The following is a 22,853-nucleotide window of genomic DNA, read 5'->3' as shown; positions in this document are numbered from 1 at the left end:
ATGGCCGATCGACCCGTTCCCACCGGTTACGGCGCCTTCTGCTGGAGCCAGCTGAACGCCACGGACCCAGCGGCGTGCGAAGCCTTCTACACGAAGCTGCTCGGCTGGTCCGCGGCGCCCGAACGGGCGGGCGGCGCCTCCCTGACCCTGTTCACGCGGGGGAAGGACGAGGTGGCCACCCTCCTGGAAATCCCCGCGGGCACGCCCAGAGCCCGGAGCCATTGGATGAGCTACGTCTGGGTGGAGGATGTGGACGCGAGCTTCGCGCGGGCCCTGTCGCTGGGCGCCGCGGCTTTCGTCCCTCCTTCCCCCATCCCCGGCGTGGGGCGCTTCGCGGTCATCGGCGATCCCACCGGAGCCACGCTGGGGCTGTATCAGCAGAATCCTCCCGCGGATCCTTCCCGCCCCCTCCCCGCGGGCGCCGGCACGTTCTGCTGGTACGAGCTGGCCACGCGCGAGCGGGACGCTGCCCTCGCTTTCTATGGGGCCCTGTTCGGGTGGACGGCCCAGCCCATGGGGCTGGCCTCCGTCGACTACACGCTGCTCTTCCGGGGAGAGGAGCTGATGGGCGGCCTCATGGCGATCTCGGGCCCCGAATGGGAAGGCGTTCCCAACCACTGGATGCCCTACGTGGCGGTGGCGGACGTGGATGCGCGCGCCGCGGCGGTGCCCACCCTGGGCGGATCCGGCTGCGTGCCTCCCACGGACATTCCGGACGTGGGCCGGTTCGCGGTGGTGGGGGATCCCACGGGCGGCGTGATCTCGCTCCTCCAGCCGCTCTAGATCCTGCGGCGGCGGCGCTCCGCTAGGCTGGAAGGCCATGTCGCTCGCGCCCCTCCCCCTGTCGTCCAAGGCCACGGTCCTCCGGGGCCTCGGGCCGGCGCGGGCGGCGGCGCTCCAGGAGGCGGGGATCGACACCCTGCGCGACCTGCTGTGGAGCCTTCCCTACCGCTACGTGGACCGGGGCAGCCTCCGGCCCCTAGGCAGCCTGGAGATGCGGGGGCTGGAGCCCGCCGATCCGGGGGTGGTCACGGTGCTGGGCACCCTTCGCGACCTCCGCCAGAGCACCACCCGCGTTCAGCGGATGGCCCTCACCGAGGCCCTCCTGGAGGACGGGACGGGGACCCTTCGCCTGGTCTGGTTCAACCAGCCCTACCTCGCCCGGGCGCTCAAAGTGGGCGACCGCCTGCTGGCCTTCGGAACGCTGAGCGCCGGCCGCCACGGCCTGGAGCTGCGGGGGCCGCAGGTCGAGCTGATGGGGCGGGAAGGAGAACGGGGCGGGGAGGATCCCTGGATCCGCCGCTTCCTTCCCCTCTACCGCAAGCTGGGGGCGCTGCCGGGCCGGGCGCGGCAAAAGCTGGTGCAGGAGGCCCTTTCGCGGGTGCCGCCTCCTCCGGAATGGCTGCCGCTGGAGCTGTCCCGGGATCTGCCGGACAGCCTGGCGGCCCTGCGGCTCCTCCACGACCCTCCCGACGACAGCGACGCGGCGCTCCTGGAGCGGGGCGAATCGCCCGCCCACCAGCGGCTGGCGGTGGAGGAGCTGTTCGCCTTCGCCCTGGGCGTCGCCCTGCGCCGGGCGGGACGCATGAAGCGGAAGGGCCTGGTGATCCCCACCTCGCCGGAGCTGCGGGAGCGGCTGAAGTCCTTCCTCCCCTTTTCCCTGACGGGGGCCCAGCGGCGGGCCTTCAAGGAGATCGTGGATGACCTGACCTCGGGCCGCGTGATGAACCGCCTCCTCCAAGGCGATGTGGGCAGCGGAAAGACCCTGGTGGCGCTGCTTTCCATGGGGATGGTGGCGGAAACCGGAGGCCAGGGCGCGCTCCTGGCGCCCACCGAGGTTCTGGCGCGCCAGCACGCCACCAGCTTCCGGCGCTACCTCGGCGACCGCGCGGATTCGCTCCAACTGCTTCTGGGCGGCATGAAGGTCGCGGAGAAGCGGGCCGCCCTCGCCCGCATCGCCAGTGGCGAGGCGCAGTACGTGGTGGGCACCCACGCCCTGTTCCAGGAGGCCGTCGCGTTCCACCGCCTGCAACTGGTCGTGGTGGACGAGCAGCACCGCTTCGGCGTCAAGCAGCGCGAGGCGCTGAAGGAGAAGGGGGGGGATCCGCACTGGCTCGTGATGAGCGCCACGCCCATTCCGCGATCCCTGGCCCTGGCGGTGTTCGGCGATCTGGACCAGAGCGTCCTGGACGAACTGCCCCCCGGGCGCCAGCCCATCACCACCAAGCTGCACAAACCGGAGTTCGCGGAGCGCGCCTGGGAGCGCGTCCGCACCGAACTCGCCGAGGGCCGCCAGGCGTTCGTGGTGAGCCCCAGCATCGATCCGTCCGACGAGGGCAAGGTGCAGCTCCGCGACATCCAGGCCATGGAGGCGCTGCTGCGGGGCATCTTCCCGGACACGCCCCTGGAGGTGGTCCACGGCCGGCTGAAGGCGGACGACATGGCCGCCCGGATGGCGCGGTTCACGGCGGGGGAAGCGAAGATCCTCGTTGCCACTACGGTCATCGAGGTGGGCGTGGACGTGCCCAACGCGACGGTGATGGTGGTGGACCACGCGGAGCGCTTCGGTCTCAGCCAGCTCCACCAGCTCCGCGGCCGAGTGGGGCGCGGTGCCCACCGCAGCCACTTCCTGATGATCAGCGGCTCCGAGACCGAGCGCCTCCAGACGCTGGTGGAAACCCAGGACGGGTTCCGCATCGCCCAGCGAGACCTGGAGCTGCGCGGTCCCGGCGAGTTCTTCGGCGTGAAGCAGGCCGGCCTGCCCCAGTTCCAGGTGGCGGACCTGGTGCGCGACCGCCGCCTGCTCGCGCGGTGCCGCGAAGCCGCCGATCAAGCTTTGGCGGCGGGGCTGACCGAGGCCCAGATCCAGTGGCTGCGCCGGGAACAGGCCCGCCTCAAGCTGGCCGAGATCAGCTGACCGGAACGGTGCAGGTGCGGTTCACTTCGATCGAGATGTGGGCCAGTTCCTCGTGGAGCTCCAACTGGCGCTTGAAGACGTCGGGATCGGCCGCCTCGGCGGTCACGAGGGACAGGATGCAGGCGTAATTGCCCTTCCCCACGCGCCACACGTGGAGGTCGCAAATGGCGGCTTCCACCGGCCCCTCGGCGATGGCCTCCCGGATCTCCTCGACCACGGGCGCGTTCATCTCCGCGTCGAGCAGCACCCGCCCCGAATCCCGCAGCAGGCCCCAGGCCCAGGCCCCCACGAGACCCGCTCCGATCAGGCCCATCAGCGGATCGAGCCAGGCGGCGCCCCACGCCTTGCCTCCCACCAGCGCCAGGATGGCGAGGATGGACGTGGCGGCGTCGGCGAGGACGTGCAGGTAGGCGGCCCGCAGGTTCAGGTCATGGTGGGGCCCATGCCCGTGGTCGTGTCCGTCCCGCAGGAGCCAGGCGCAGGCGAGGTTGACGAGGAGGCCCGCGACCGCCAGGGCGATGGCCCGGTCGTAGTGGATGGGCGCGGGGGCGAGGAGGCGCTGCACGGACTGCCAGGCCATCAGGAGGGCCACGCCGATGAGGCAGAGGGCGCTGGTGTAGCCGCCCAGCACCTCGATCTTCCAGGTCCCGAAGGCGAAGCGCGGGTCGCGGGCGAACCGCCGGGCGGCGCCGTAGGCCAGGGCCGCCAAGCCCAGGGCGAGCGCGTGGGAACTCATGTGCCAGCCGTCCGCCAGCAGGGCCATGGAGTTGAACCTCCACCCGCCGGCGATCTCCGCGACCATCATCGCGGCGGTGAGCCCCACCGCCCACCTGGTGTTGCGCTCCGCCAGGGGGTCCCCCTCGTCGAAGACGTGGGAATGCTGCCGGCTTTCGAGGGAAGGGGCGGATCGCATGGACCTTCCTTTCGCGGAGGAATATACTATACCCCAGTATACTTCGCCCTATGAGGCGGGGACGGAGGCCGGATGCCCCACACGATCAAGGCGAAGGACAAGCTGCTGGCGCGGGTGCGGCGCATCCAGGGGCAGGTGGGGGCCCTGGAGAAGGCGCTGGAGCGCGGCTCGGAATGCGGCGCGGTCCTCCAACAGATCGCCGCCGTCCGGGGCGCCGTCAATGGCCTGATGGCCGTGGTCCTGGAGGGCCACCTGCGGGAGCACCTGGCGTCCGAGGCGGTGTCGGCCGCGGAGCGGGAGCGGGACTTGGAGCAGGTGGTCGCGGTCCTGCGGTCCTACTTCAAATAGCGGCTAGTCGGGCTTCCGCAGGCGGGCGGCCAGCCGCTCCCGTAGGGACTCGGGCACCAGGTCGGCGAGGTTTCCGCCCATGCCGCCGATCTCGCGGACGAAGCGGCTGCTGACGGCGCTGTACTTTTCTTTGGGCATCAGGAAGACCGTCTCCAGCTCCGGGGCCAGCTTGCGGTTCATCAGGGCCATCTGGAACTCGTACTCGAAGTCGCTGAAGGCGCGCACGCCGCGGATGATCACCTGGGCGTCCTGGGCCCGCGCGAAGTCCACCAATAGCCCGTGGAAGGCGGTGACTTCGATTCGGGGGAGGGGGGCGGTCAACTCCTTCAGCATCTCCACCCGCTCCTCCACGCTGAAGGCGGGGGACTTGGCGGGATTGTGGAGGACGGCCACCACCAGCCGATCGACGAGCTTCGCCGCCCGCTGGATGAGATCCCAGTGGCCGAGGGTCACGGGATCGAAGGAGCCTGGATAGATGGCCGACCGCACGGGCGCTCCGCAAGATGGGGAACCAGCCTAGCGCATCCGCGCCGCCTGCCGGGTCAAAGCTGGGCGCTCACGCCTTGAGGATCCACGTGCGGAAGCGGCCGGGCGCCTCTTCTTCGCACCAGCACGGCACGCCCTCTTGGGAAAGTTCGGCCAATAGCGGCTCGGGCCGGAAGGCGCTCAGGAGCTGCATGGCCTCGCCGGAGGCGAGCACTCGGAGCGCCGCCCGCGTCTGCGCGAGGGGATGCTCTCCCGCCGCGAGGGCGGCCTCGGCGTCCACCGTGGCGCGGAGTGATTCGGGCCACGCCCAATCCGGGCGGGCTTCGGGGATGAGTACCGGAGCTTCCGGTCCCGGAATGTCGGCTTCTCCCGCCAGTTCCCGGAGGAAGCGCACAAGCTCGGCGGTGGGGAGGCCGGCGATCCGCGCCGCCTGGTCCACGGTGGCCAGCTTCGCCACCGTGCGGCGCAGGATGGGATTGCGCAGCTTCGCGAATTCGGGAACCCGCGCGATGAGGGCTTCCTGGAGGTCGGGGTGGGCTTCCAGGAAGTCGCCGATCCGGGTTGCGGGGGTGATGGCCACGGCCGCCTCAGGCCTGCGCGGGAGCGTCGTATTCCAGCAGGCGGCGGTCGCCCTCCAGCGCCCGGAGGCGCGTGAGGTCCTGCGTCACCTCCAGCGTTCCGAGATAGGCGCCGGCCTCGTCCCGGACGGCGAAGTAGCGGATGTGGACGAATTTCCCCTGGAGTTGGATCCAGAACTCGGCGACGCTCTGCCGGCCCGACTTGAAGTCGCCCAGGATGCGCTCCACCACGTCCACGCTCTTGGGCGGATGGCAGTGCTTGACCTCGCGCCCCAGGATGGTGCGGCTGCGGGCGAACACGCGGTCCGGGCCTTCGCTGAAGAAGGCGACGCGATCGTCCGCGTCCACGAAGGTGATGTCCACGGGCAGATTGGAGAAGATCCCCACGAGCTGCTGGAAGGTGAGGGATCCGCTGGGGAAGGCCACGGCGGACGCCGTCGGCAGCTGGATGGGAGCTTCGGGAAGATGCGCTTCCGGCGGCGCGAAGCTTGTGCCGGGCTCGACCAGGCACCAGCCGTAGCGCGGGCTGTCGCGCCAGATCTCGCCCCATTCCTCTTCCGTGAACATCCCCAGCGCCATGGGCAGCAGGATGTTCTCCTCCTTGTAGATCATGGACTCCACCGCGGCCAGGGCGGGCTTCAGGACGGTGGGGGCGAGAATCTTCAGCTCCGCCCCGCTGAGGTGCTCCTCCCGCAGGACCTGGATGGCGCTTTTCAGTAGCTCGCGCACCTCGTCGTCCTTGGCCCACATCACCTTGGAAGGGCCGGTGGTCCCGTGGCGCTCCAGGATCGAAAACACCAGGTTCTCCTTGCGCTGGTAGTGCTTGTCCACGTCCATCAGGACATTGAACGCTTCCAGCACGTCGAGGCGCTGGGCCGCGGGATAGGCGTGGTCCTCCACGGATTCCAGCGTCCCCACCCGCTCCCGTGCTGTGGCGACGGCGGCTTCCAGGGCGCGGTTCTCCTTCCGGAAGGTGTCCACCGGATGGCCCGCGGGCAGGGACTCGGTCCGGGGCGGGGCCACGGCGTCCTGCAGCACCTCCGCGTGGAGGTCGCACATGGCCTTCACCTCCTCCGCGGCCATGCCCTCGGCCATCAGCGCCTGCTCCATCGCGGCGATCTCGCTGGCGTCCACTTCGCCGATGAGCTGGGCGAGCTGCGCCTTCACCTGCTCCGGGGCCTCCCCGCGGTGGAGATGGAGGATGACGTGCTTGAGGGTGGCGATCCGGTGCTCGCGGTTGTTGATGAGTTCGCTCATGGGAGCCTCCCGGAAGAAAATTACCATACTAAAAAAATCAACTATTCCTAAATGTGACCGCCATCATCCGGGAGGGCCCCCGAACCCCGCCGGAGCGCGTCTGGCGCCGATGCTAGAGTGATTCCATGAGCAAGCATCTGAGCGTCGGCCTTCTCTTCGGCGGGGAATCGCCCGAGCACGAAGTCTCCATCGTCACGGCGCGTGCCATCGCGGAGCACCTGGATCCTGAGCGGTTCATCGTGCGGCCCATGGGCATCGCGCGCAACGGGGTGTGGGTCGTGACGGGCGATCCCTTCGCGCGGCTGGCGGTGGGCGAGCTGCCGGAGCGCAGCGACCACCCCTTTCTGCCTCTGGAGAAGGGCGCGGAGGCTACGCCGTTGCCGGATCTCTTCTTCAACGCCCTCCATGGCGCGGGGGGCGAGGACGGCCAGATCCAGGGTTATCTGGAACTCCTCCACCGTCCCTACACGGGCGCCGGCCTGCTGGCGATGGCCGCGGGGATGGACAAGTGGATCACCAAGCGCCTGTGGGAATCCGCCGGCCTGCCCGTGGTGCCCTACGTGGGCCTGACCGAGGAGCGCTGGAAGCGGGACCGGGGCGGCTGCCTGGCGGAATGCGCGAAGCTGGGCCTGCCCCTGTTCGTGAAGCCCGCCAACCTCGGCAGCAGCATCGGCGTGGAGAAAGTGAAGCGGGCGGACGATCTGGCGGCCTCCCTCGACCGCGCCTTCACCTACGACCGGCGGGTCCTGGTCGAGCAGGGGCTCGACGTCCGGGAGATCGAAGTGGCGGTCCTCGGCGGGGACGAGCCGTTGGTCTCCGAGCCCGGCGAAGTGATCGTGGCCGACGAGTTCTACACCTTCGAGGACAAGTACATCCAGGGGAAGAGCCGGACGGAGATCCCCGCCCAGATCCCGGGAGAACTGGCCGACCTCGTGCGCAAGCTGGCCACGGAGGCCTTCGCCGCGTCCGACGGCTACGGCATGGCCCGGGTGGACTTCTTCCTGGAGCGGCTCACGGGGCGCGTGTTCCTGAACGAGCTGAACTTCATCCCCGGGTTCACCAGCATCTCCATGTATCCCAAGATGATGGCGGCCGGGGGGATGCCCTACGGGGAGCTGCTCACGCGGCTCATCGATCTGGCCCTCGCCCGGCATGCCCAGATGGCCGCCAAGCAGAAGGGCTTCCAGTCGGGGAGCGACTGGTTCCGGAAGGGCGGGAACGCTCAAGGCTGAATTCGGCCCTGCCGATATCGCCTCCATGGACGGATTCGGCATTGCCCTTTCGGGACTCCGCGCTGCGGGCGCGGGGCTCGCCGTGCAGGCCAACAACGTCGTCAATCAGCTGTCGGAGGGGTTCAAGGCGAAGCGCGCCGACCTCGCGGAGCAGCCCGGTGGTGGGGTGCGGGTGGAAAGCCTGTCCGACACGGCCGCCCCGGCGGTGCCCGGCGGTTCGAACGTGGACCTGGCGACGGAGACCGTCCAGGGGATGGGGTTCGACCTGATGTACAAGGCGAATCTCAAGGTCCTCCAGTCCCAGGACGAGCTGACCCAGGCCACCCTGGACTTGAAAGCCTGACCCGACAGCTGACAGCGGGCGGCCGATAGTCGACACTGTCCCTATGCACGCGCGTACCTGGCTCTCGGTGTTGTCCCTTCCGCTCGTGACCTCGTTCACGCTGCCGGTGCTCCAACAGGGTTCGCAGCCCAAGCCCGCGAAGGCCGGGGCCAAGTCCACGCCCCAGGATCCCCTGGCCGGGCTGTCGGACATCCAGGACGTCCTGGGCCTGGTCCAGCAGAACTACGTGGACCCGCCGGACATGGAGAAGGTCGTCTCCGGGGGTATCCAGGCGGTGCTGGAGCGGTCCCATCCCTTGAACGCCTACCTGTCCGCGGAGGATCTCCGCCTGCCCGATCCCGGTCCCGCCGAGGCGGGGATGGTGGTGATGAAGCGGGGCATCTACGCCGCGGTGCTCGCCGTGACGCCCGACGGGCCGGCGGCCAAGGCCGGCATCCAGGCCGGCGACGTCATCCGCAAGATGGACGGCGATTCCGTGGGCCGGATCAGCGCGTGGGCTCTGGAACGGCGCCTCCGCGGGGCCGAGGGTTCCAGCCTGGACCTGTACCGCTACAACACGGCCGGGGATCTGGCCAAGACCACCATCCAGCGCCATGTTCTGCCCAAGGCCCCGGCCTCGCTCAAGACGGGCGCCAACGGCATCCTCGTGACCCTGCCGGATCTCGGTTCCGGGCGGGCGGAGGAGGTGGGCAAGCTGCTCGCTTCCGCCAACCGCGCCCACACCCTGGTCCTGGACCTCCGCCAGTGCGCTCAGGGCACCCCGGAGGAAGCCGCGGCTCTGGCTGGACTCCTGGGGGTCCCAGGCCCCTTCGGAACGCTGCAGGAAGCGGGAAAGGCCGATCGCGTCGTGCCCGTGGCCGCGGGGGGAACGCCCTTCGCTCATGTCGCCCTCCTGGTGGGGCGCTCCACCCTGGGACCCGCCGAAGTGCTGACCGCCTGCCTCAAGAAGGGCGGCGCCAAAGTCCTGGGAGAGAAGACGCCGGGCCTGGGCGTGGAGCGCAGCCGCTTCCCCCTGAAGCAGGGCGGTGCCGTGGAACTGGTGTCGCGCCGCTGGCTGGGCGCGGGCGGCGAGAAGCTGGACCGCCAGGGAATGACGCCCGATCAGGCACTGCGCCTGGCTGACGGGGACGATCCGCTGGCCAAGGCGCTCGCCGCCCTCCAGACTCCCCCTCCCGCGACCCCCGCGAAAGCCTCCTGACCTTGGCGAAGGGGAAGCGCACCTCCAGCCTGGCCCTGGTGGGTTGGGCCGTCCTGATGCTGGCGTTGGGGCTCGGCGCGGGCCTCGTGCTGGGCCAGCAGGGCTGCGGCCGCCGCGGCGGGGAGCGGCAGGAACATCGGAAGCCAGAGGCGGATCAGCCCGAACCCCGGCGGAACGCCCGGCCCGAACCCAAGAAGCCCGAAGTCCCGGCGAAACCCCCTGCACCCGCCGTTTCGGAGCCGGAACCCAGCTTGCCCCGCTTCTGCCTGGTGATCGACGACCTCGGCTACATGCAGCCGGAAGTGGTGACGCGGCTGTGCAGCCTGCCGGTGGCCTTCAGCGTGGCGGTCCTGCCCTATCAGGAGCACACCCGCGAGAGCGCCGACATCGCCCATCGCCTCGGCAAGGAAGTGATGCTGCACCTGCCGATGGAGCCGATCGGCTACCCGGGTCCCGGCCGGGATCCTGGTCCCAATGCCATCTTGTTCAACCTTTCCGAAACCGAGGTGCGCCGCCGCGTCCGGCTCGCCCTCGACGACATCCCCCATCGCGTGGGGGTGAACAACCACATGGGCAGCCGCATCACGCCGGACCGCGCGCGCATGGGGTGGGTGCTCCAGGAGATCAAGGCGCGAAAGCTGTTCTTCGTGGACAGCCGGACGGAGAAGGACAGCGTGGCCTTCGACGTGGCCGAGCAACTGGGGATTCCCGCCGTCCAGCGGAAGGTGTTCCTGGACGACGACAAGGCTTTCCCGGCCATCGAGAAGCAGTGGGAACGGGCCGTGAAGCTGGCGGAAAAGGAGGGATCGGTGCTGGCCATCGGCCACATCTATCCCGAGACGGTGGAGGCCCTGGAGAAGCTGGTGGCCCGGACGAAGGGCCAGGTCCGCTTCGTGAAGGCGGGGGAGCTGGCGCGGTGAGGGTGCCGCTCCTGGCCTGTCTCTGCGCCTGCCTCTGCGTTGGCGCGGGAGCCCAGGGCTGGACGGATGCCCGCGTCGCGGAGGTCCTGGCGCCCTACGATTACGTCCTCCTCGTGGAACGGGACGGGGCGACGGCGGTCTGGACTCACCGTTTGACGGCGCAGGACGCCTTTCTGCCGTGCTCGACCTTCAAACTGCCCCACGCCCTGGTCGCCCTCGACACGGGCGTCGTGGTGTTGGGGAAGGATCGCCGTCATTGCGAGCCCCGGGAATGCCACAGCGCCCACGGCGAGATCGATTTGGCGGGCGCCATCCGGGAATCCTGCATCAGCTACTTCCGGCAGACCGCCCGCGCCATCGGACCCGCGCGGATGGCGGCGGGCCTGGGGAAGCTGGGCTATCCGGCGACGGGGACCCCCACCACGGGAATGTTGGAGCCCCTCGACGGGTTCTGGCTCACCGGCGGGATGCGGATCACCGCGGAGCAGCAGCTCCGGTGGATCCGCCGCTTCTTCACGGAGCCGCTGCCGGTGAAGGCCGAACACCTCGCGGCCGTCCGCGCCGCCACCCGCCGCGCTCCCGCGGGAGGCTGCCTCCTGGAGGGCAAGACGGGCGCCGCGCGGGAGGGATTGGGCTGGTTCGTGGGGCAGATCACCCGCGAGGGCCATGCCTCCTGGGTGACGGTCCTGCTGAAGGGGAAGGGCGCGTCGGGAAGCGACGCGGAGCGCCGCTTGCGGGTGCTGCTGGAGCGGGCCGTCTGGTAGGCTGGAGGCGGCGATGGTGTCCGCCCCATAACCGCCGGAACGGCTGATGACGCCTACGATCCCTTCAAGGAGGCGTAGGCATGCAGGCATTCGCGGACACCCTTTCCCGCACCGTTCGAGAGTCGCTCCTGGGAGCGGTGGTGGGCCTTTTGGCCGGGGCGGCCTCGGCGGGCTTCCTCTGGGCCCTGGAACGGGTGATCGGGCTTCGGATGGCGCATCCGTGGCTTCTGTTCCTGCTTCCGGTCCTGGGGCTGGTTTCCGCGGCGCTGTACCACTGGTACGGGGGAGAAGCTGATGGCGGCGGCACGCTGGTCCTGGACGAGGCCCTGGAATTCCGGGGCCGCGTCCAGAGCCGGATGGCGCCCCTGGTCCTCCTGGGAACCCTGCTGACCCACCTCGGGGGAGGATCCGCGGGGCGGGAGGGCACCGCCGTCCAGATGGGTGCTTCGCTGGCCCGGTCCGTGGGCAAGTTGCCCTGGCGCTTCCTCAAACTCACCCGCTCCCGGCAGCGGCGGCTGCTCATGGCCGGGGTCTCCGCGGGCTTCGGTTCCCTGTTCGGAACGCCCGTGGCGGGGACCGTCTTCGGACTGGAGGCGGTCGCCATCGGCAAGCTCCACTACGAGGGGCTCGTCATCTGCACCGCGGCGAGCTTCGTCGCCGACTGGACCTGCCGGGGGCTGGGAGCCCATCACGCGGTCTTCAGCGTTCCCGCCCCCGTCTTCTCCTGGGGATTGGGAATCCGGATGCTCCTCTTCGCCATTCCGGTCGCCCTCGTGGCGGGCAGTTTTTCGGAACTGGCCCACGGGCTGGGGCGCTGGAGCCGGCGCGTGCTCCACCCCCTGGCCCGTCCCGTTATGGGAGGACTCGCCGTGGTCCTCCTCGCCGTGATCTTTCCCCAGGACGGGTTCCTGAATCTGGGCCTTCCCTGGCTGGACCAGGTCTTCACGAGCCCCCACGCCGTGCCCTCTTGGGCCTTCCTCGTGAAGCTGGTGTTCACGGCGGTCACGGTCGGCTTTGGCTTCAAGGGGGGCGAGGTGACGCCGCTCTTCGTGATGGGGGCGCTCCTGGGCGCGGCCTGCGCCGGGATCCTGCACATCCCCGTGCCCGTCCTGGCAGCCGTCGGTTTCATCGGCGTCTTCGCCGCGGCCAGCAACACGCCCATCGCGTCCACGCTGATGGGAATCGAGCTGTTCGGTTCGGCGTTCGTGGGCCCCATCGCCGTGGTCAGCTTCGTCGCCTACGTCCTGGTGGGCCACCGCGGCATCTACGGCGGCCACCGGATTCACACGCCCAAGCGCCCCTAGTAGGGGGCGGGCGATCCCTTCAGTGGTGTGGTTCCCGCACCTTCCGGGCCTTCACCAGCACCAGGGTGGAGCCCTCGGGGCGGCGCTCCATGTGGACCTCGTCCATGACCTGCCGCATGAAGAACACGCCCCGGCCGCCGGGCTTCAGGAGGTTCTCCGGCAGGTTGGGATCGGGCAGGGCCTCCAGGTCCACGCCGGTTCCGCGATCCTCGATGCGGATCTCGAAGCGGTCCGTCTTGGGGGTGAACGTCACCTTGACGGGCTTCTCCCGGTCCAGGTGATTGCCGTGGCGCATGGCGTTGGCGATGCCCTCCTGGATCGCGAGCCACAGCCGCTCGCCGTCCTCCTGGCTGAAGCTCAGGTGCTTCAGGAACTCCGCCCCCACCACCTGGATCAGGTCGATGAAGCGAAGGTCCGTGTTGCAGGTGAGGACGACGGGCAGAAGGGCGGGATGGGCCATGGGAAGGACAAACCCTTTCAGAGATCGGGGGGTCAGTGCTCAAGGTAATGGGAATCCCGCTCCTTCGGCCAGAAGTTTTTGCCAGGTAGGAAGAGGCAAGAAGCCCTGCGGGCGTGCCGAAGATCACAATTAAGAATAATGTGTCCTAAATATGGAAAATCCTGAAACACTCTTCCTCTGACGCCCGATGCGGTGGTGAGGAGGTTTCCATGAAAGGTCGATGGTGGGGGGTATTGCTGGTGCTCCTGGCGGGCTTCGGCGTGCTGGGGTTGGGGGGGCGGCAGATCGCCCAGAACGCGCCGCCCATTCCTCAGCGGGTGGTGGCCGAGGACGGCACCGTGCTGGTGGGGCCCGGACAGATCATGGAAGGCCAGAAGAGCTACCTGGGCCACGGCGGACAGCACATCGGCTCCATCTGGGGCCACGGCGCCTACCTCGCCCCGGACTGGACGGCGAAGGCGCTGCACCAGTGGGCTTCCCACACCCTCGAAGGCGTGAAGGCCGCGGGGGGATCCCTCGCCGACGCCAAGGCGCAAACCGCGTCCATATTTCAGATAAATAGGTATGATTCATCGAGCGCCACGCTGACCTTGTCGGGCGCGCAGGCCGCCGCTTACCTCCGCACCCGCGCCGAACTGGCCAAGATCGCGGTCGAGGGCGACAAGAGCGCCGCGATTCCCGCCCGCTGGATTCCCGTCATGGAGGAAGGCGAGCGCGTGGCCGACTTCTGGCTGTGGACGGCCTGGACCGCCTCGGCCCGCAGGCCCGGCGCCGATCACAGCTATACCCAGAACTGGCCCCAGGAATCGCTCGTGGGCAACAGCATCACGCCCATCAGCCACCTCTGGAGCATCCTCTCCATCATTCTCCTGATCCTGGGCGTGGGCCTGATGATCTGGCACCACGCCAGCCAGCCGGCGGAGGAATTCCCCGATCCCCAGCCCATCCCGCCCGCTCCCGCCACGCCCAGCCAGCGCTGGTCCGCCCTCTACTTCGGTGTGGCCATGGCCCTGTTCCTGGTGCAGATCGGGATGGGCGTCCTGACCGCCCATGACGCGGTGGAAGGCAACGCCCTCTACGGCGTGGACCTGTCCCGCATCCTCCCCTACGCCGCGTCCCGCACCTGGCATCTCCAGCTGGCGGTCTTCTGGATCGCCACCTGCTGGCTGGCCACGGGGCTCTATCTGGGGCCGAAGCTCAGCGCCAAGGAGCCGAAGGGCCAGTGGCTGGGCGTGGCCGGGCTGCTCGCCGCGCTCGTGGTGGTGGTGGTCGGCGCGCTGGCCGGCGCCCACCAGGCGATCCTCGGTAGGCTGTCGGGCTCCTTCATGCTGGGCCACCAGGGCTACGAGTACGTGGAACTGGGTCGCCTCTGGCAGATCCTGCTGACCGTGGGAATGATCGGCTGGCTGGTGCTGGTGTTGCGTGCGCTCCTGCCCGCCCTGCGCGGCGAGCGGGGCCGGCTGGGATTGCTCAAGCTCTTCGTGCTGTCCGCCATCGCCATTCCGCTGTTCTACTCCGCGGGCTTCATGTACACCCGCGAGACCCACATCGCCCTCGCCGAGTACTGGCGCTGGTGGGTGGTCCATCTCTGGGTGGAGGGTTTCTTCGAAGTCTTCGCCACCGTGGCCATCGCGCTGCTGTCCACCCGCATGGGCCTGCTGCGCGAGGGCACCGCGCTCCGCGCCGTCAGCCTCTCCATGGGCCTCTTCCTCGGCAGCGGCGTGATCGGCACGTTCCACCACCTCTACTACACCGGCTCGCCCTCCTCCATCTCGGCGCTGGGTTCCGTGTTCAGCGCCCTGGAGATCGTGCCCCTCACCATCGTGGGCTTCGAGATCGCCCAGAGCCTCAAGGCCGGCCGCGCCCTCGGCAGCGGCTACGAGTGGCCGTTCAAGTATTTCGCCGCCGTCTGCTTCTGGAACCTGCTGGGCGCGGGCGTCTTCGGGATGCTGATCAATCCGCCGTCGGTCCTCTACTTTGGGCAGGGGCTCAACACCACGCCCATCCACAGCCACGCCGCGCTGTTCGGGGTCTACGGCTTCCTGGCGATTTCCCTCATGCTGTTCGCGCTGCGCGGCATGACGCCGGACAAGGCCTGGGACGAGAAGTGGCTGAAGTTCGGGTTCTGGGGGTTGAACCTGGGGCTGATCCTGATGCTGGCCTGCTCGCTCGTCCCCAGCGGGTTCTACCAGATCGCCCAGAGCCTCGAGCACGGCACCTGGTACGCCCGGAGCGCCGACGTGGTGCAGAGCCCGCTCATGCGCGCCTTCACCTGGATGCGCATGCCCGGCGACATCCTCTTCGGGCTCGGCGCCCTGGCGGTCATCCTCTTCACCTTCAAGGCCGTCATCGGCGCGTGGGGATGGAGGAGCGCCGAAGCCTCCGAACCCCTCGCGGAAGATCCGGTTCCGGCCCCCGCTTTTGCCGTGGCCGAAGACTGAAGCGCCCCTTTCCCGCAAAAAGGACCTCCGACATGGAGGTCCTTTTTGTATTCCGATTTCACGAGCCTCAACTAGCGTTTTTTTACCTAGCGATACTTTAGTCTTCTATTTTTAATCGATTCCATTCATAGAACAAAAAAATGCTTTTTATTGGCATAGGTGTTCAGGGGCAAAAAATGCATAAAAAAATAATTTGTTTTTTATTTACCATTGGCAAATAAACTTCCGAAAACAAATATGAAGCGTTTTTCAACTTGAGCCCTCGGAAGCAGAAAGGCCCTTGATGAGCAGCCGATGGATCCTGCCGCTAATCCTCCTCGTGGGGGGAGGACTCCGAGCCCAGGACGGGATGGCTGCCCCGGCATGGGGTGTCCAAGGGGCGGTGCTGTTCCCCCAGAACGGCGATCTCCGGAACACCACCGGTTCCGGCCCCCATCTTTCCGTCGGCGTCCATGGAACCTGGAGCTTCGGAGCCCAGGGCAGGCATCTCCTGCGGCCGCGGTTGGACGCCAGCTTCTTCCAGAAGGCGGACCACCACACCGACCTGCCCGGCTATTCGCAGGATCTGCGCACCCGCGTCAGCAGCCTGGCGGCGGGCGCCGAGTACCTTTTCCGCTTCCCCGGACAGAGGCCCCTGGCGATCGGCGTCGGAGTCTACGAGATCCGCTGGAGCGTGGACAGCACCAACCGCGTGCACCTGCCGGAGGGCACCGTCGCCCAGAGCGGCACCAGCCATTGGACGCGGCCCGGTTTCGGCCTGGTGGCCACGTGGCGCCTCTCCCGCGCCTGGGAGGTGGAGGCGCGGACGATCGCGAGCCGCTACGGCTACGAGAACCACTCCATCCACGCCGCTTCCCTCGGCGTTCTTTGGCATTTCTAGGATCTTTATGAGCCTTCCTCGCTTTGCCCTTTCGCTTCACGCCCTGCGCTTCTTGGCGGCCCTCGCCCTATTGGCGTCAGCGGCGTGCACCGGCTCGAACCACAACCGCGGGGATCGGGTGGGGACGGCCAATGCGGTGTTCAAGGTGGAGCCGGCCCTTGCCAACGTCCTGGTCGGGCAGACGGTCCAATTCCGGGCGTATGGCCCGTGGGGCCAGCAGGCGCGCTGGTCCGTCGTGCCCGCCACCGGCGGCACCTTCACGGCGGACGGATTGTTCACAGCGGCCGCCGCTCCCGGGCAGTACCGAATTGTGGCCATGTGGAACGACGACGTGCGGTACACGGCCCTGGCCAGCGCCACTGTGATGGCCTTGCCGATGCCCGCGACTTCTTCGCCGGAGATCGTCCAGGCCTCCGGCGTGGGACAGGGCACGCCGGGCGACATTTTGTGGAACGCCGTCGTGGTGGGCGAGCCCCTGCGGGCCATGACCGTGGAGGACTCGACGGGCACGGTCCGGCTCCGCCACGGCTTTTCGACCTTTACCGCCCCGACGACGCCCTAGCTCGCTTCTTCAAGCCTTCTTTCCTTTCTTTCACTTCTCAGGCGGCTTCATGCGACGCATTTCCCTCCCCGCGGCCCTCAGCCTCAGCGCCATCTGTCTCGTGGCCCAACAGTCCAAAGTCCCCACGGCCCAGGCGGATCCGACTCCGCTCCCGCTGCTGGCGTACCAGGGCCGATTGCTGGAAGCCTCCGTTCCCATCAACGGGCCCCGCAGTTTCGTGTTCTCCCTCTGGGACACCTCCGGCACCGAACTCTGGAATTCGGGCCCCCAGACCCTCACGCTGGAAAACGGGCTCTATTCCGTGGTTCTCGGCTCCTCCGGCATGCCGGCCATTCCCGCGTCGGCGCTCAGCATCTCCAACATCAAGCTGCGGGTGAATGTCGGCGGCTGGCAGTTGAGCCCCGACGTGGAACTGGTGCCCTCCTTCCAGGCCCGCGCGGCCTGGGAAGTGGTCGGCCCCTTCGCCGGAGACGTGACGGGCACCCAAGGGGAGATGGCCGTCAGCCGGATCCAGGGCGTGCCCATCGACTTCACCAACCACACTCCGCTGACGGGCCAAATCCTGACCTTCGACGGCGCCCAGTGGATCCCGGCCAGCATCAGCGGCAGCATCGGCCCCGTGGGTCCGGCCGGGCCTGAAGGGCCCGCGGGTCCCGCCGGTCCGGCAGGCCCCGCAGGGGCGGCGGGACCCGCGGGGGCCAACGGGAAAGGGATCCTGACGGGAATCGGAGCCCCTTCGGTGTCTTTGGGCACCAATGGGGACTTCTACATCGACACGGTCACCTCCCAGATCTACGGCCCCAAAGCGAATGGCGTTTGGACGGTCGGCGTGTCCCTGATGGGCAGCCAGGGCCCCGTGGGACCTGCGGGGCCCGCGGGCGTGGCTGGATCGGCGGGTCCCACGGGCCCGATGGGTCCCGCGGGGCCCGAGGGAAAGAGCATGCTGAGCGGAATGGGCGCGCCGCCCGTGGGGCTGGGCATCAACGGCGATTTCTACATCGATACCACCACGGCCCTGCTCTACGGCCCCAAGGGCGGGGGCGTCTGGCCTCCTCCCGTTTCCCTCGTCGGGCCTGCCGGTGTGGGGCCCACAGGACCGGCCGGCCCTGGCGGAGCCAATGGGCGGACGGTACTGAGCGGGGCCGGCGCTCCTCCCTCTGAGTTCGGCGCCGATGGCGATTTCTACCTCGACACCGCGAGCGACAGGCTCTACGGGCCCAAGCTCGGAGGCGTCTGGAGCATCAGCGTCTCCCTCGTGGGAGCCCAGGGCCCCCAGGGCGTGGCGGGTCCTGCCGGAGCCACGGGCCCCGCCGGCGCGACGGGTCCCGCGGGCAGTCCCGGGGCTCCAGGAGCCACCGGGGCCACGGGGATAGCGGGCGTGGATGGCAGAACGCTCCTCAGCGGATCCGGCGCGCCTTCTTCGGGAGCTGGGGCGAACGGCGATTTCTACGTCGATGTTGTCGCTTCCCATCTCTACGGTCCCAAGGCGGGTGGCGTGTGGCCCGCCGGGGTATCGCTGATGGGCTCCCAGGGGCCGCAGGGACCCGCGGGGGCGGCGGGTGCCACCGGGGCGACGGGTGCGGCGGGGGCTCCCGGCGCCACCGGTCCGACGGGGGCCACCGGCGTGGCGGGGGCGGCGGGAACGCCCGGTGTGGATGGCCGCACGCTCCTTAGCGGGTCGGGCTCGCCTTCTTCGGGCGCTGGAGCGGACGGTGATTTCTACATCGATGTCGCCACCTCCCATCTCTACGGACCGAAGGCGGCCGGGATCTGGCCCGTGGGGATCTCCATCGTGGGGGCCCAGGGACCGCAGGGCACGACGGGCGCTACGGGCGCCACCGGTGCGGCCGGGGCCCCGGGAGTCGCGGGCGCCACGGGGGCGGCAGGCGCGGCAGGCGTCGACGGGAAGAGCGTTCTGAGCGGATCGGGGGCGCCTTCGTCCGGCGCCGGCAACAATGGCGATTTCTATTTCGACGTCGCGACCTCCCATTTCTACGGACCCAAGGCGGGCGGCGTGTGGCCCGCGGGCGTCTCGCTCATCGGAGCGCAGGGCCCCGCGGGACCTGCCGGGGTCGCGGGCGCCACGGGGGCGACCGGCGCGACGGGCGCGGCGGGCGCCACGGGAGCCGCCGGGGCGGCTGGCGTGGACGGAAAGACCCTTCTCAGCGGGTCCGGAGCACCGTCCTCGGGCGCGGGCGTCGATGGCGATTTCTACATCAACCTCGCCACGGCTGAAATCCATGGGCCCAAGGCCGCGGGCGTCTGGCCCGCGGGTCTTTCGCTCGTCGGGCCGCAGGGACCTCAAGGCTCCCAGGGCATCGCGGGAGCGACGGGCGCCACGGGAGTCGCGGGTGCGACCGGCGCGGCCGGGGCCGCGGGCGCGGACGGAAGGAGCCTGCTGAGCGGTGCGGGCGTGCCTTCTTCCGGGGCGGGCTCGAATGGGGACTTCTACATCGACGTGCTCACGTCCAAGGTCTACGGGCCCAAGGCTGCGGGCATCTGGCCGGTGGGCGTCTCGATGGTGGGTCCCCAGGGACTCCAGGGCGTCACCGGAGCGACGGGAGCCGCGGGTCCTGCGGGCGCGGACGGACGGAGCGTCCTCAGCGGTGTTGTGGCCCCGGGCGCGGGTCTGGGCGCGGACGGGGACTTCTACATCAACACGCTGACGGCCGCGATCTACGGCCCCAAGGCCGGCGGCCTCTGGCCCGTGGGCGTTTCCCTCATCGGTCCCACGGGCCCTCAGGGGGCGACGGGCGCCGCGGGACCTGCCGGCCCCTCGGGGGGAATCGACGGCAAGACGATCCTGAACGGTCTCGTGCCCCCCGGCGTGGGAGTGGGCACCGATGGGGACTTCTACCTCGACACGCTGACGGCCACGATCTACGGCCCCAAGACGGCCGGCGCGTGGCTGCCGGGCATCTCCCTTGTCGGGCCGCAGGGGCCCGCCGGTCCTCAGGGGCTCACGGGGCCGTCAGGCGGAGTGGACGGGAAAGCGGTCCTGAATGGCGCGGGAGCGCCCGGTTCGGGTGTGGGAGGGGAGGGGGACTTCTACATCGACACCCTGACCTTCCGCATTTACGGGCCCAAGTCCGGGGGGGCTTGGCCCACTCCCGGCGTCTCCATGGTCGGCGTCCAAGGGGTGGCCGGTGCGGCGGGGACGCCGGGTTCGGCGGGGGCCACCGGCCCTGCCGGTCCGGCTGGAACGGACGGAAGGAGCCTCTTGAGCGGGATGGGCGTTCCTTCCGCGGGCCTGGGCGTGAATGGCGACTTCTACATCGACACCGTCACGGCGGAGATCTACGGGCCCAAGACGGGTGGCCTTTGGCCCACGGGTTTGTCCATGGTGGGCTCGCAGGGTCCCCAGGGCGTGGCAGGGGTGGCTGGTCCCGCGGGACCGGCAGGCGCTGTGGGAGCGACGGGGGCCACGGGTGCTGCCGGGGCTGACGGAAAGAGCGTATTGAACGGATCCGGAGCGCCGGGCGCCGGCCTGGGCGCCAATGGGGACTTCTACGTCGATGTGGCCGCCTCCCGGATCTACGGACCCAAGGCCGGGGGCGCCTGGCCCGCCGGCGTCTCCCTCGTGGGGCCGCAGGGCGCCCAGGGCGCGACGGGGGCCACGGGCGCTGCCGGCGCTACCGGACCCGCAGGCGCGACGGGCGCTACCGGTGCGGCCGGGGCCACGGGTGCGGCAGGGCTCGACGGACGGACGCTGCTGAGCGGCGTCGGTGCCCCCTCGGCGGGAACCGGAGCCAACGGCGATTTCTACGTCGACACGGCCATTCCCGAACTCTACGGGCCCAAGGCCGGCGGCATCTGGCCGATCGGGATCATGCTGGTCGGGCCGCAGGGACCCCAGGGCACCACCGGGGCGACCGGCGTTGCGGGACCGACAGGCGCCACCGGCGCGACGGGAGCCACCGGCGCGGCGGGCCCCGCGGGCGCCGACGGCCGGAGCGTCCTCACGGGCACGGGTGTGCCCGGAGCGGGCACGGGCTCCAACGGCGACTTCTACATCGATACCGCGGCGCACGAGATCTACGGTCCCAAGGCGGGCGGCGTGTGGCTCGCCGGGACCTCCCTGATCGGTGCCCAGGGACCGCAGGGCGCCACGGGTGCGACCGGAGCCACCGGCGTCGCCGGGCCGACCGGCGCCACGGGGCCCACGGGAGCCACCGGCGCGACAGGAGCCACCGGAGCTGCCGGCCTCGACGGGAGGTCGATCCTGAACGGGAGCGGCGCGCCCTCCGTGGGGGTGGGCACGAACGGCGATTTCTACGTCGACACCACCGCTTCCCGGATCTACGGGCCCAAGGCCGCGGGCGTGTGGTCCACCAGCGTTTCCCTGGTGGGTCCCCAGGGGCCGCAGGGAGCCACGGGTTCGACGGGCGCGACCGGCGCGACCGGCGGGGCTGGACCGACCGGGCCCACCGGTGCGACGGGCGCCACGGGTGCCACGGGCGCGGATGGAAGGAGCGTGCTCAGCGGGTCCGGCATTCCCTCGGCGGGTCTCGGCATCAACGGCGACTTCTACATCGACATCGCCACCTCCCAGATCTATGGCCCCAAATCGAGCGGCGTCTGGCCGTCCAGCATCTCTCTCGTAGGGCCGCAGGGGGCCCAGGGCATCCAGGGACCCCAGGGCGCCACCGGCGCGACGGGAGCCACGGGTGCGACGGGCGCCGCTGGTGCGGTCGGTCTGGACGGGAAGACGGTTCTCAATGGGACGACCGCGCCTTCCGTCTCGCTGGGAACGAACGGGGACTTCTACCTCAACACCGCCACATCGCAGTTCTACGGCCCCAAGGCCGGCGGAGCGTGGCCGGTGCCCGTTTCCCTGATCGGCCCCCAGGGGCCGCAGGGTGCCCAGGGCGCGACCGGAGCGACGGGAGCCACCGGCGCCACGGGTCCCACGGGTGCGACTGGCGCCACAGGCGCGACGGGAGCCAGTCCCCTGACCCTGAACGGGTCCGACGTGGTCTATACGGCCGGGAAGGTGGGCCTGGGCACGACTTCCCCCACCAAAGCCCTCGACGTGGTGGTGAGCAGCAATTCGGACGGCATCCGCCTCGCCGGCAACGGCACCGCGGGACCGCAGTTCCGGCTGGGCAGCGAAAGCGCCGTCAGCACGGCCCGCAACTGGGGCATCACGGCGGATCGAGTGAGCTCCGGCGCCCTGGGCATCCATGTGTCGAACGCCGCCCAGGGGGATCCGGATTCGGCGGGCACCCCGAAGGTGGTGATCCTCAGCACCGGCAGGGTGGGCGTGGGTACGTCCACGCCGGGCTACGCCCTGGACGTGGCCGGGGACGTGAACATCAGCGGCGGATTCCGGGTCAACGGGACGACGATCAACGCCGGCACCGTCACGGGGATCACCGCGGGCACGGGCCTCACAGGGGGAACGATCTCCAGCAGCGGCACCATCGCCCTCGCCAATACGGCGGTGACGCCGAATGCCTACACCCGGGCCAACATCACCGTGGATGCCCAGGGGCGCGTTACCGCTGCCTCCAACGGCAGTTCGGTGAACCTGGCTTCGGAAGTCACCGGCAGCCTGGCGGACACCAACCTCGCCACCGTCGCGACGGCGGGCAAAGTGTCCAACAGCGCGACCACGGCCACGTCCGCCAACACGGCCAACGCCATCGTGGCGCGGGACGCCTCCGGCAACTTCACCGCGGGCACCGTCACCGCCACGGCCTTCAGCGGCAGCGGCGCCTCGCTGACGGGAATCAGCGCCTCCAATCTCTCCACCGGCACCGTGGGGGTGGCACGGCTGCCCGTCCTGGTGGGGGACAGCGGCTCCGGCGGAACCGCCGGCATCGCCCCGGCGCCGGCCTCCGGCGATGCGGCGGGCGGAAAATTCCTCAAGGCGGACGGCACGTGGGCTGCTGTGCTCGGGGGCAACATCTCCAACACCGTGATCAAGATCACCGCCAACTACACGGTGCAGGCCGGGGACCGCTACCTCGTCCTCCGAAACAGCGGGGCCACCATCACCCTCCCCAACCCGGCCACCAGCGCCAATCGGATCATCACCCTCCTCCCGACTTCCTACTCCTTCACGCTGTCGGGCAGCATCCGCGATGGGCGCACGGGGCTTGGAACCCTGCTGTCCAGCCTCCTTTACAACATCCTGGGCGTTTTCCTGGCTCCCATGGAACTCGTCTGCGACGGGACGGACTGGTACGTCAACTGAGCTCCGGTTCATGGCGCCCCTCGATTCCGGCCGGGATCGAGGGGCGCTATG

Annotated in this window: 18 protein-coding genes and 1 riboswitch; of the genes, 13 read left to right on the top strand and 5 right to left on the bottom strand. The window is 69.6% G+C overall.

All coding sequences use genetic code 11. The features are described from left to right. The gene (locus tag RAH39_RS08810) at positions 1–783 is read left to right on the top strand and encodes a VOC family protein (protein WP_306589724.1); all 783 of its coding nucleotides are present in this window, start codon (positions 1–3) and stop codon (positions 781–783) included. Between the two features lie 37 nt (positions 784–820). Then, on the top strand, positions 821–2,917 hold the full coding sequence (gene recG / locus RAH39_RS08805; protein WP_306589723.1) for an ATP-dependent DNA helicase RecG: 2,097 nt from the start codon (positions 821–823) through the stop codon (positions 2,915–2,917). Here recG and dmeF read toward each other — a convergent pair. Beyond that, positions 2,910–3,830 carry a CDF family Co(II)/Ni(II) efflux transporter DmeF gene (gene dmeF, locus RAH39_RS08800; protein WP_306589722.1) on the bottom strand — a complete coding sequence of 307 codons (921 nt, stop codon included), beginning with the start codon at positions 3,828–3,830 and terminating at the stop codon, positions 2,910–2,912. The genes recG and dmeF overlap by 8 nt on opposite strands. A 72-nt stretch (positions 3,831–3,902) precedes the next feature. On the opposite strand from dmeF, the gene RAH39_RS08795 reads away from it, so the two are divergent. Then, entirely contained in the window at positions 3,903–4,178 is a 276-nt protein-coding gene (locus tag RAH39_RS08795; RefSeq protein WP_306589721.1) for a metal/formaldehyde-sensitive transcriptional repressor, read from the top strand. Between the two features lie 3 nt (positions 4,179–4,181). On the opposite strand, the gene coaD is transcribed toward RAH39_RS08795, so the two are convergent. The 3 genes from coaD to RAH39_RS08780 form a co-directional block, all read right to left on the bottom strand. Continuing rightward, positions 4,182–4,667, bottom strand: a complete 486-nt coding sequence (gene coaD, locus RAH39_RS08790; protein WP_306589720.1) for a pantetheine-phosphate adenylyltransferase — start codon at positions 4,665–4,667, stop codon at positions 4,182–4,184. A 67-nt stretch (positions 4,668–4,734) separates the two neighbouring features. Beyond that, positions 4,735–5,244: a DUF1858 domain-containing protein gene (locus RAH39_RS08785; RefSeq protein ID WP_306589719.1), complete on the bottom strand. Its 510-nt coding sequence runs from the start codon at positions 5,242–5,244 to the stop codon at positions 4,735–4,737. 7 nt (positions 5,245–5,251) lie between these two features. Continuing rightward, positions 5,252–6,499 (bottom strand): DUF438 domain-containing protein, encoded by a 1,248-nt coding sequence (locus RAH39_RS08780; RefSeq protein WP_306589718.1) that lies wholly within the window; start codon positions 6,497–6,499, stop codon positions 5,252–5,254. A 125-nt stretch (positions 6,500–6,624) separates the two neighbouring features. Here RAH39_RS08780 and RAH39_RS08775 point away from each other — a divergent pair, with 125 nt between their 5' ends. The 6 genes from RAH39_RS08775 (at position 6,625) to RAH39_RS08750 (ending at position 12,260) form a co-directional block, all read left to right on the top strand. Next, positions 6,625–7,731, top strand: coding sequence for a D-alanine--D-alanine ligase family protein (locus tag RAH39_RS08775; RefSeq protein WP_306589717.1), 1,107 nt, complete (start codon positions 6,625–6,627; stop codon positions 7,729–7,731). A 25-nt stretch (positions 7,732–7,756) separates the two neighbouring features. After that, positions 7,757–8,074 carry a flagellar basal body rod C-terminal domain-containing protein gene (locus tag RAH39_RS08770; protein ID WP_306589716.1) on the top strand — a complete coding sequence of 106 codons (318 nt, stop codon included), beginning with the start codon at positions 7,757–7,759 and terminating at the stop codon, positions 8,072–8,074. 70 nt (positions 8,075–8,144) lie between these two features. Then, positions 8,145–9,272 (top strand): S41 family peptidase, encoded by a 1,128-nt coding sequence (locus RAH39_RS08765; protein WP_306589715.1) that lies wholly within the window; start codon positions 8,145–8,147, stop codon positions 9,270–9,272. A gap of 2 nt (positions 9,273–9,274) precedes the next feature. Then, positions 9,275–10,192: a divergent polysaccharide deacetylase family protein gene (locus RAH39_RS08760; protein ID WP_306589714.1), complete on the top strand. Its 918-nt coding sequence runs from the start codon at positions 9,275–9,277 to the stop codon at positions 10,190–10,192. Beyond that, positions 10,189–10,956, top strand: a complete 768-nt coding sequence (locus tag RAH39_RS08755; RefSeq protein ID WP_306589713.1) for a penicillin-binding transpeptidase domain-containing protein — start codon at positions 10,189–10,191, stop codon at positions 10,954–10,956. The genes RAH39_RS08760 and RAH39_RS08755 overlap by 4 nt, the downstream gene beginning before the upstream one ends. Continuing rightward, positions 10,957–11,019: riboswitch (Fluoride riboswitch) on the top strand. 17 nt (positions 11,020–11,036) lie between these two features. After that, the gene (locus RAH39_RS08750; protein ID WP_306589712.1) at positions 11,037–12,260 is read left to right on the top strand and encodes a chloride channel protein; all 1,224 of its coding nucleotides are present in this window, start codon (positions 11,037–11,039) and stop codon (positions 12,258–12,260) included. 19 nt (positions 12,261–12,279) lie between these two features. On the opposite strand, the gene RAH39_RS08745 is transcribed toward RAH39_RS08750, so the two are convergent. After that, positions 12,280–12,720, bottom strand: a complete 441-nt coding sequence (locus RAH39_RS08745; RefSeq protein WP_306589711.1) for an ATP-binding protein — start codon at positions 12,718–12,720, stop codon at positions 12,280–12,282. A 209-nt stretch (positions 12,721–12,929) separates the two neighbouring features. Between RAH39_RS08745 and RAH39_RS08740 the strand changes: the two genes are divergently transcribed. The 4 genes from RAH39_RS08740 (at position 12,930) to RAH39_RS08725 (ending at position 22,802) form a co-directional block, all read left to right on the top strand. Next, complete coding sequence (locus RAH39_RS08740) at positions 12,930–15,161, top strand: nitric-oxide reductase large subunit (RefSeq protein ID WP_306589710.1); 2,232 nt, start codon at positions 12,930–12,932, stop codon at positions 15,159–15,161. Between the two features lie 382 nt (positions 15,162–15,543). Beyond that, a complete protein-coding gene (locus tag RAH39_RS08735) occupies positions 15,544–16,041 on the top strand; it encodes a hypothetical protein (RefSeq protein ID WP_306589709.1) in 498 nt (165 codons plus the stop codon). A gap of 7 nt (positions 16,042–16,048) precedes the next feature. Next, positions 16,049–16,603 (top strand): hypothetical protein, encoded by a 555-nt coding sequence (locus RAH39_RS08730; protein ID WP_306589708.1) that lies wholly within the window; start codon positions 16,049–16,051, stop codon positions 16,601–16,603. 49 nt (positions 16,604–16,652) lie between these two features. Next, on the top strand, positions 16,653–22,802 hold the full coding sequence (locus RAH39_RS08725) for a DUF8740 domain-containing protein (protein WP_306589707.1): 6,150 nt from the start codon (positions 16,653–16,655) through the stop codon (positions 22,800–22,802). The last annotated feature ends 51 nt before the right edge of the window (positions 22,803–22,853 follow it).

This window comes from Geothrix sp. 21YS21S-4 (assembly GCF_030845995.1).
Taxonomy (GTDB): Bacteria; Acidobacteriota; Holophagae; order Holophagales; family Holophagaceae; genus Geothrix.
This window is presented reverse-complemented; position numbering and strand designations above follow the sequence as displayed.

Bases quoted from the DNA above. Each gene is read 5' to 3' on its own strand.
- RAH39_RS08810 (WP_306589724.1), top strand. From the start codon at position 1: ATGGCCGATCGACCCGTTCCCACCGGTTACGGCGCCTTCTGCTGGAGC.
- recG (WP_306589723.1), top strand. From the start codon at position 821: ATGTCGCTCGCGCCCCTCCCCCTGTCGTCCAAGGCCACGGTCCTCCGG.
- dmeF (WP_306589722.1), bottom strand. From the start codon at position 3,830: ATGCGATCCGCCCCTTCCCTCGAAAGCCGGCAGCATTCCCACGTCTTC.
- RAH39_RS08795 (WP_306589721.1), top strand. From the start codon at position 3,903: ATGCCCCACACGATCAAGGCGAAGGACAAGCTGCTGGCGCGGGTGCGG.
- RAH39_RS08780 (WP_306589718.1), bottom strand. From the start codon at position 6,499: ATGAGCGAACTCATCAACAACCGCGAGCACCGGATCGCCACCCTCAAG.
- RAH39_RS08775 (WP_306589717.1), top strand. From the start codon at position 6,625: ATGAGCAAGCATCTGAGCGTCGGCCTTCTCTTCGGCGGGGAATCGCCC.
- RAH39_RS08770 (WP_306589716.1), top strand. From the start codon at position 7,757: ATGGACGGATTCGGCATTGCCCTTTCGGGACTCCGCGCTGCGGGCGCG.
- RAH39_RS08750 (WP_306589712.1), top strand. From the start codon at position 11,037: ATGCAGGCATTCGCGGACACCCTTTCCCGCACCGTTCGAGAGTCGCTC.
- RAH39_RS08745 (WP_306589711.1), bottom strand. From the start codon at position 12,720: ATGGCCCATCCCGCCCTTCTGCCCGTCGTCCTCACCTGCAACACGGAC.
- RAH39_RS08740 (WP_306589710.1), top strand. From the start codon at position 12,930: ATGAAAGGTCGATGGTGGGGGGTATTGCTGGTGCTCCTGGCGGGCTTC.
- RAH39_RS08730 (WP_306589708.1), top strand. From the start codon at position 16,049: ATGAGCCTTCCTCGCTTTGCCCTTTCGCTTCACGCCCTGCGCTTCTTG.
- RAH39_RS08725 (WP_306589707.1), top strand. From the start codon at position 16,653: ATGCGACGCATTTCCCTCCCCGCGGCCCTCAGCCTCAGCGCCATCTGT.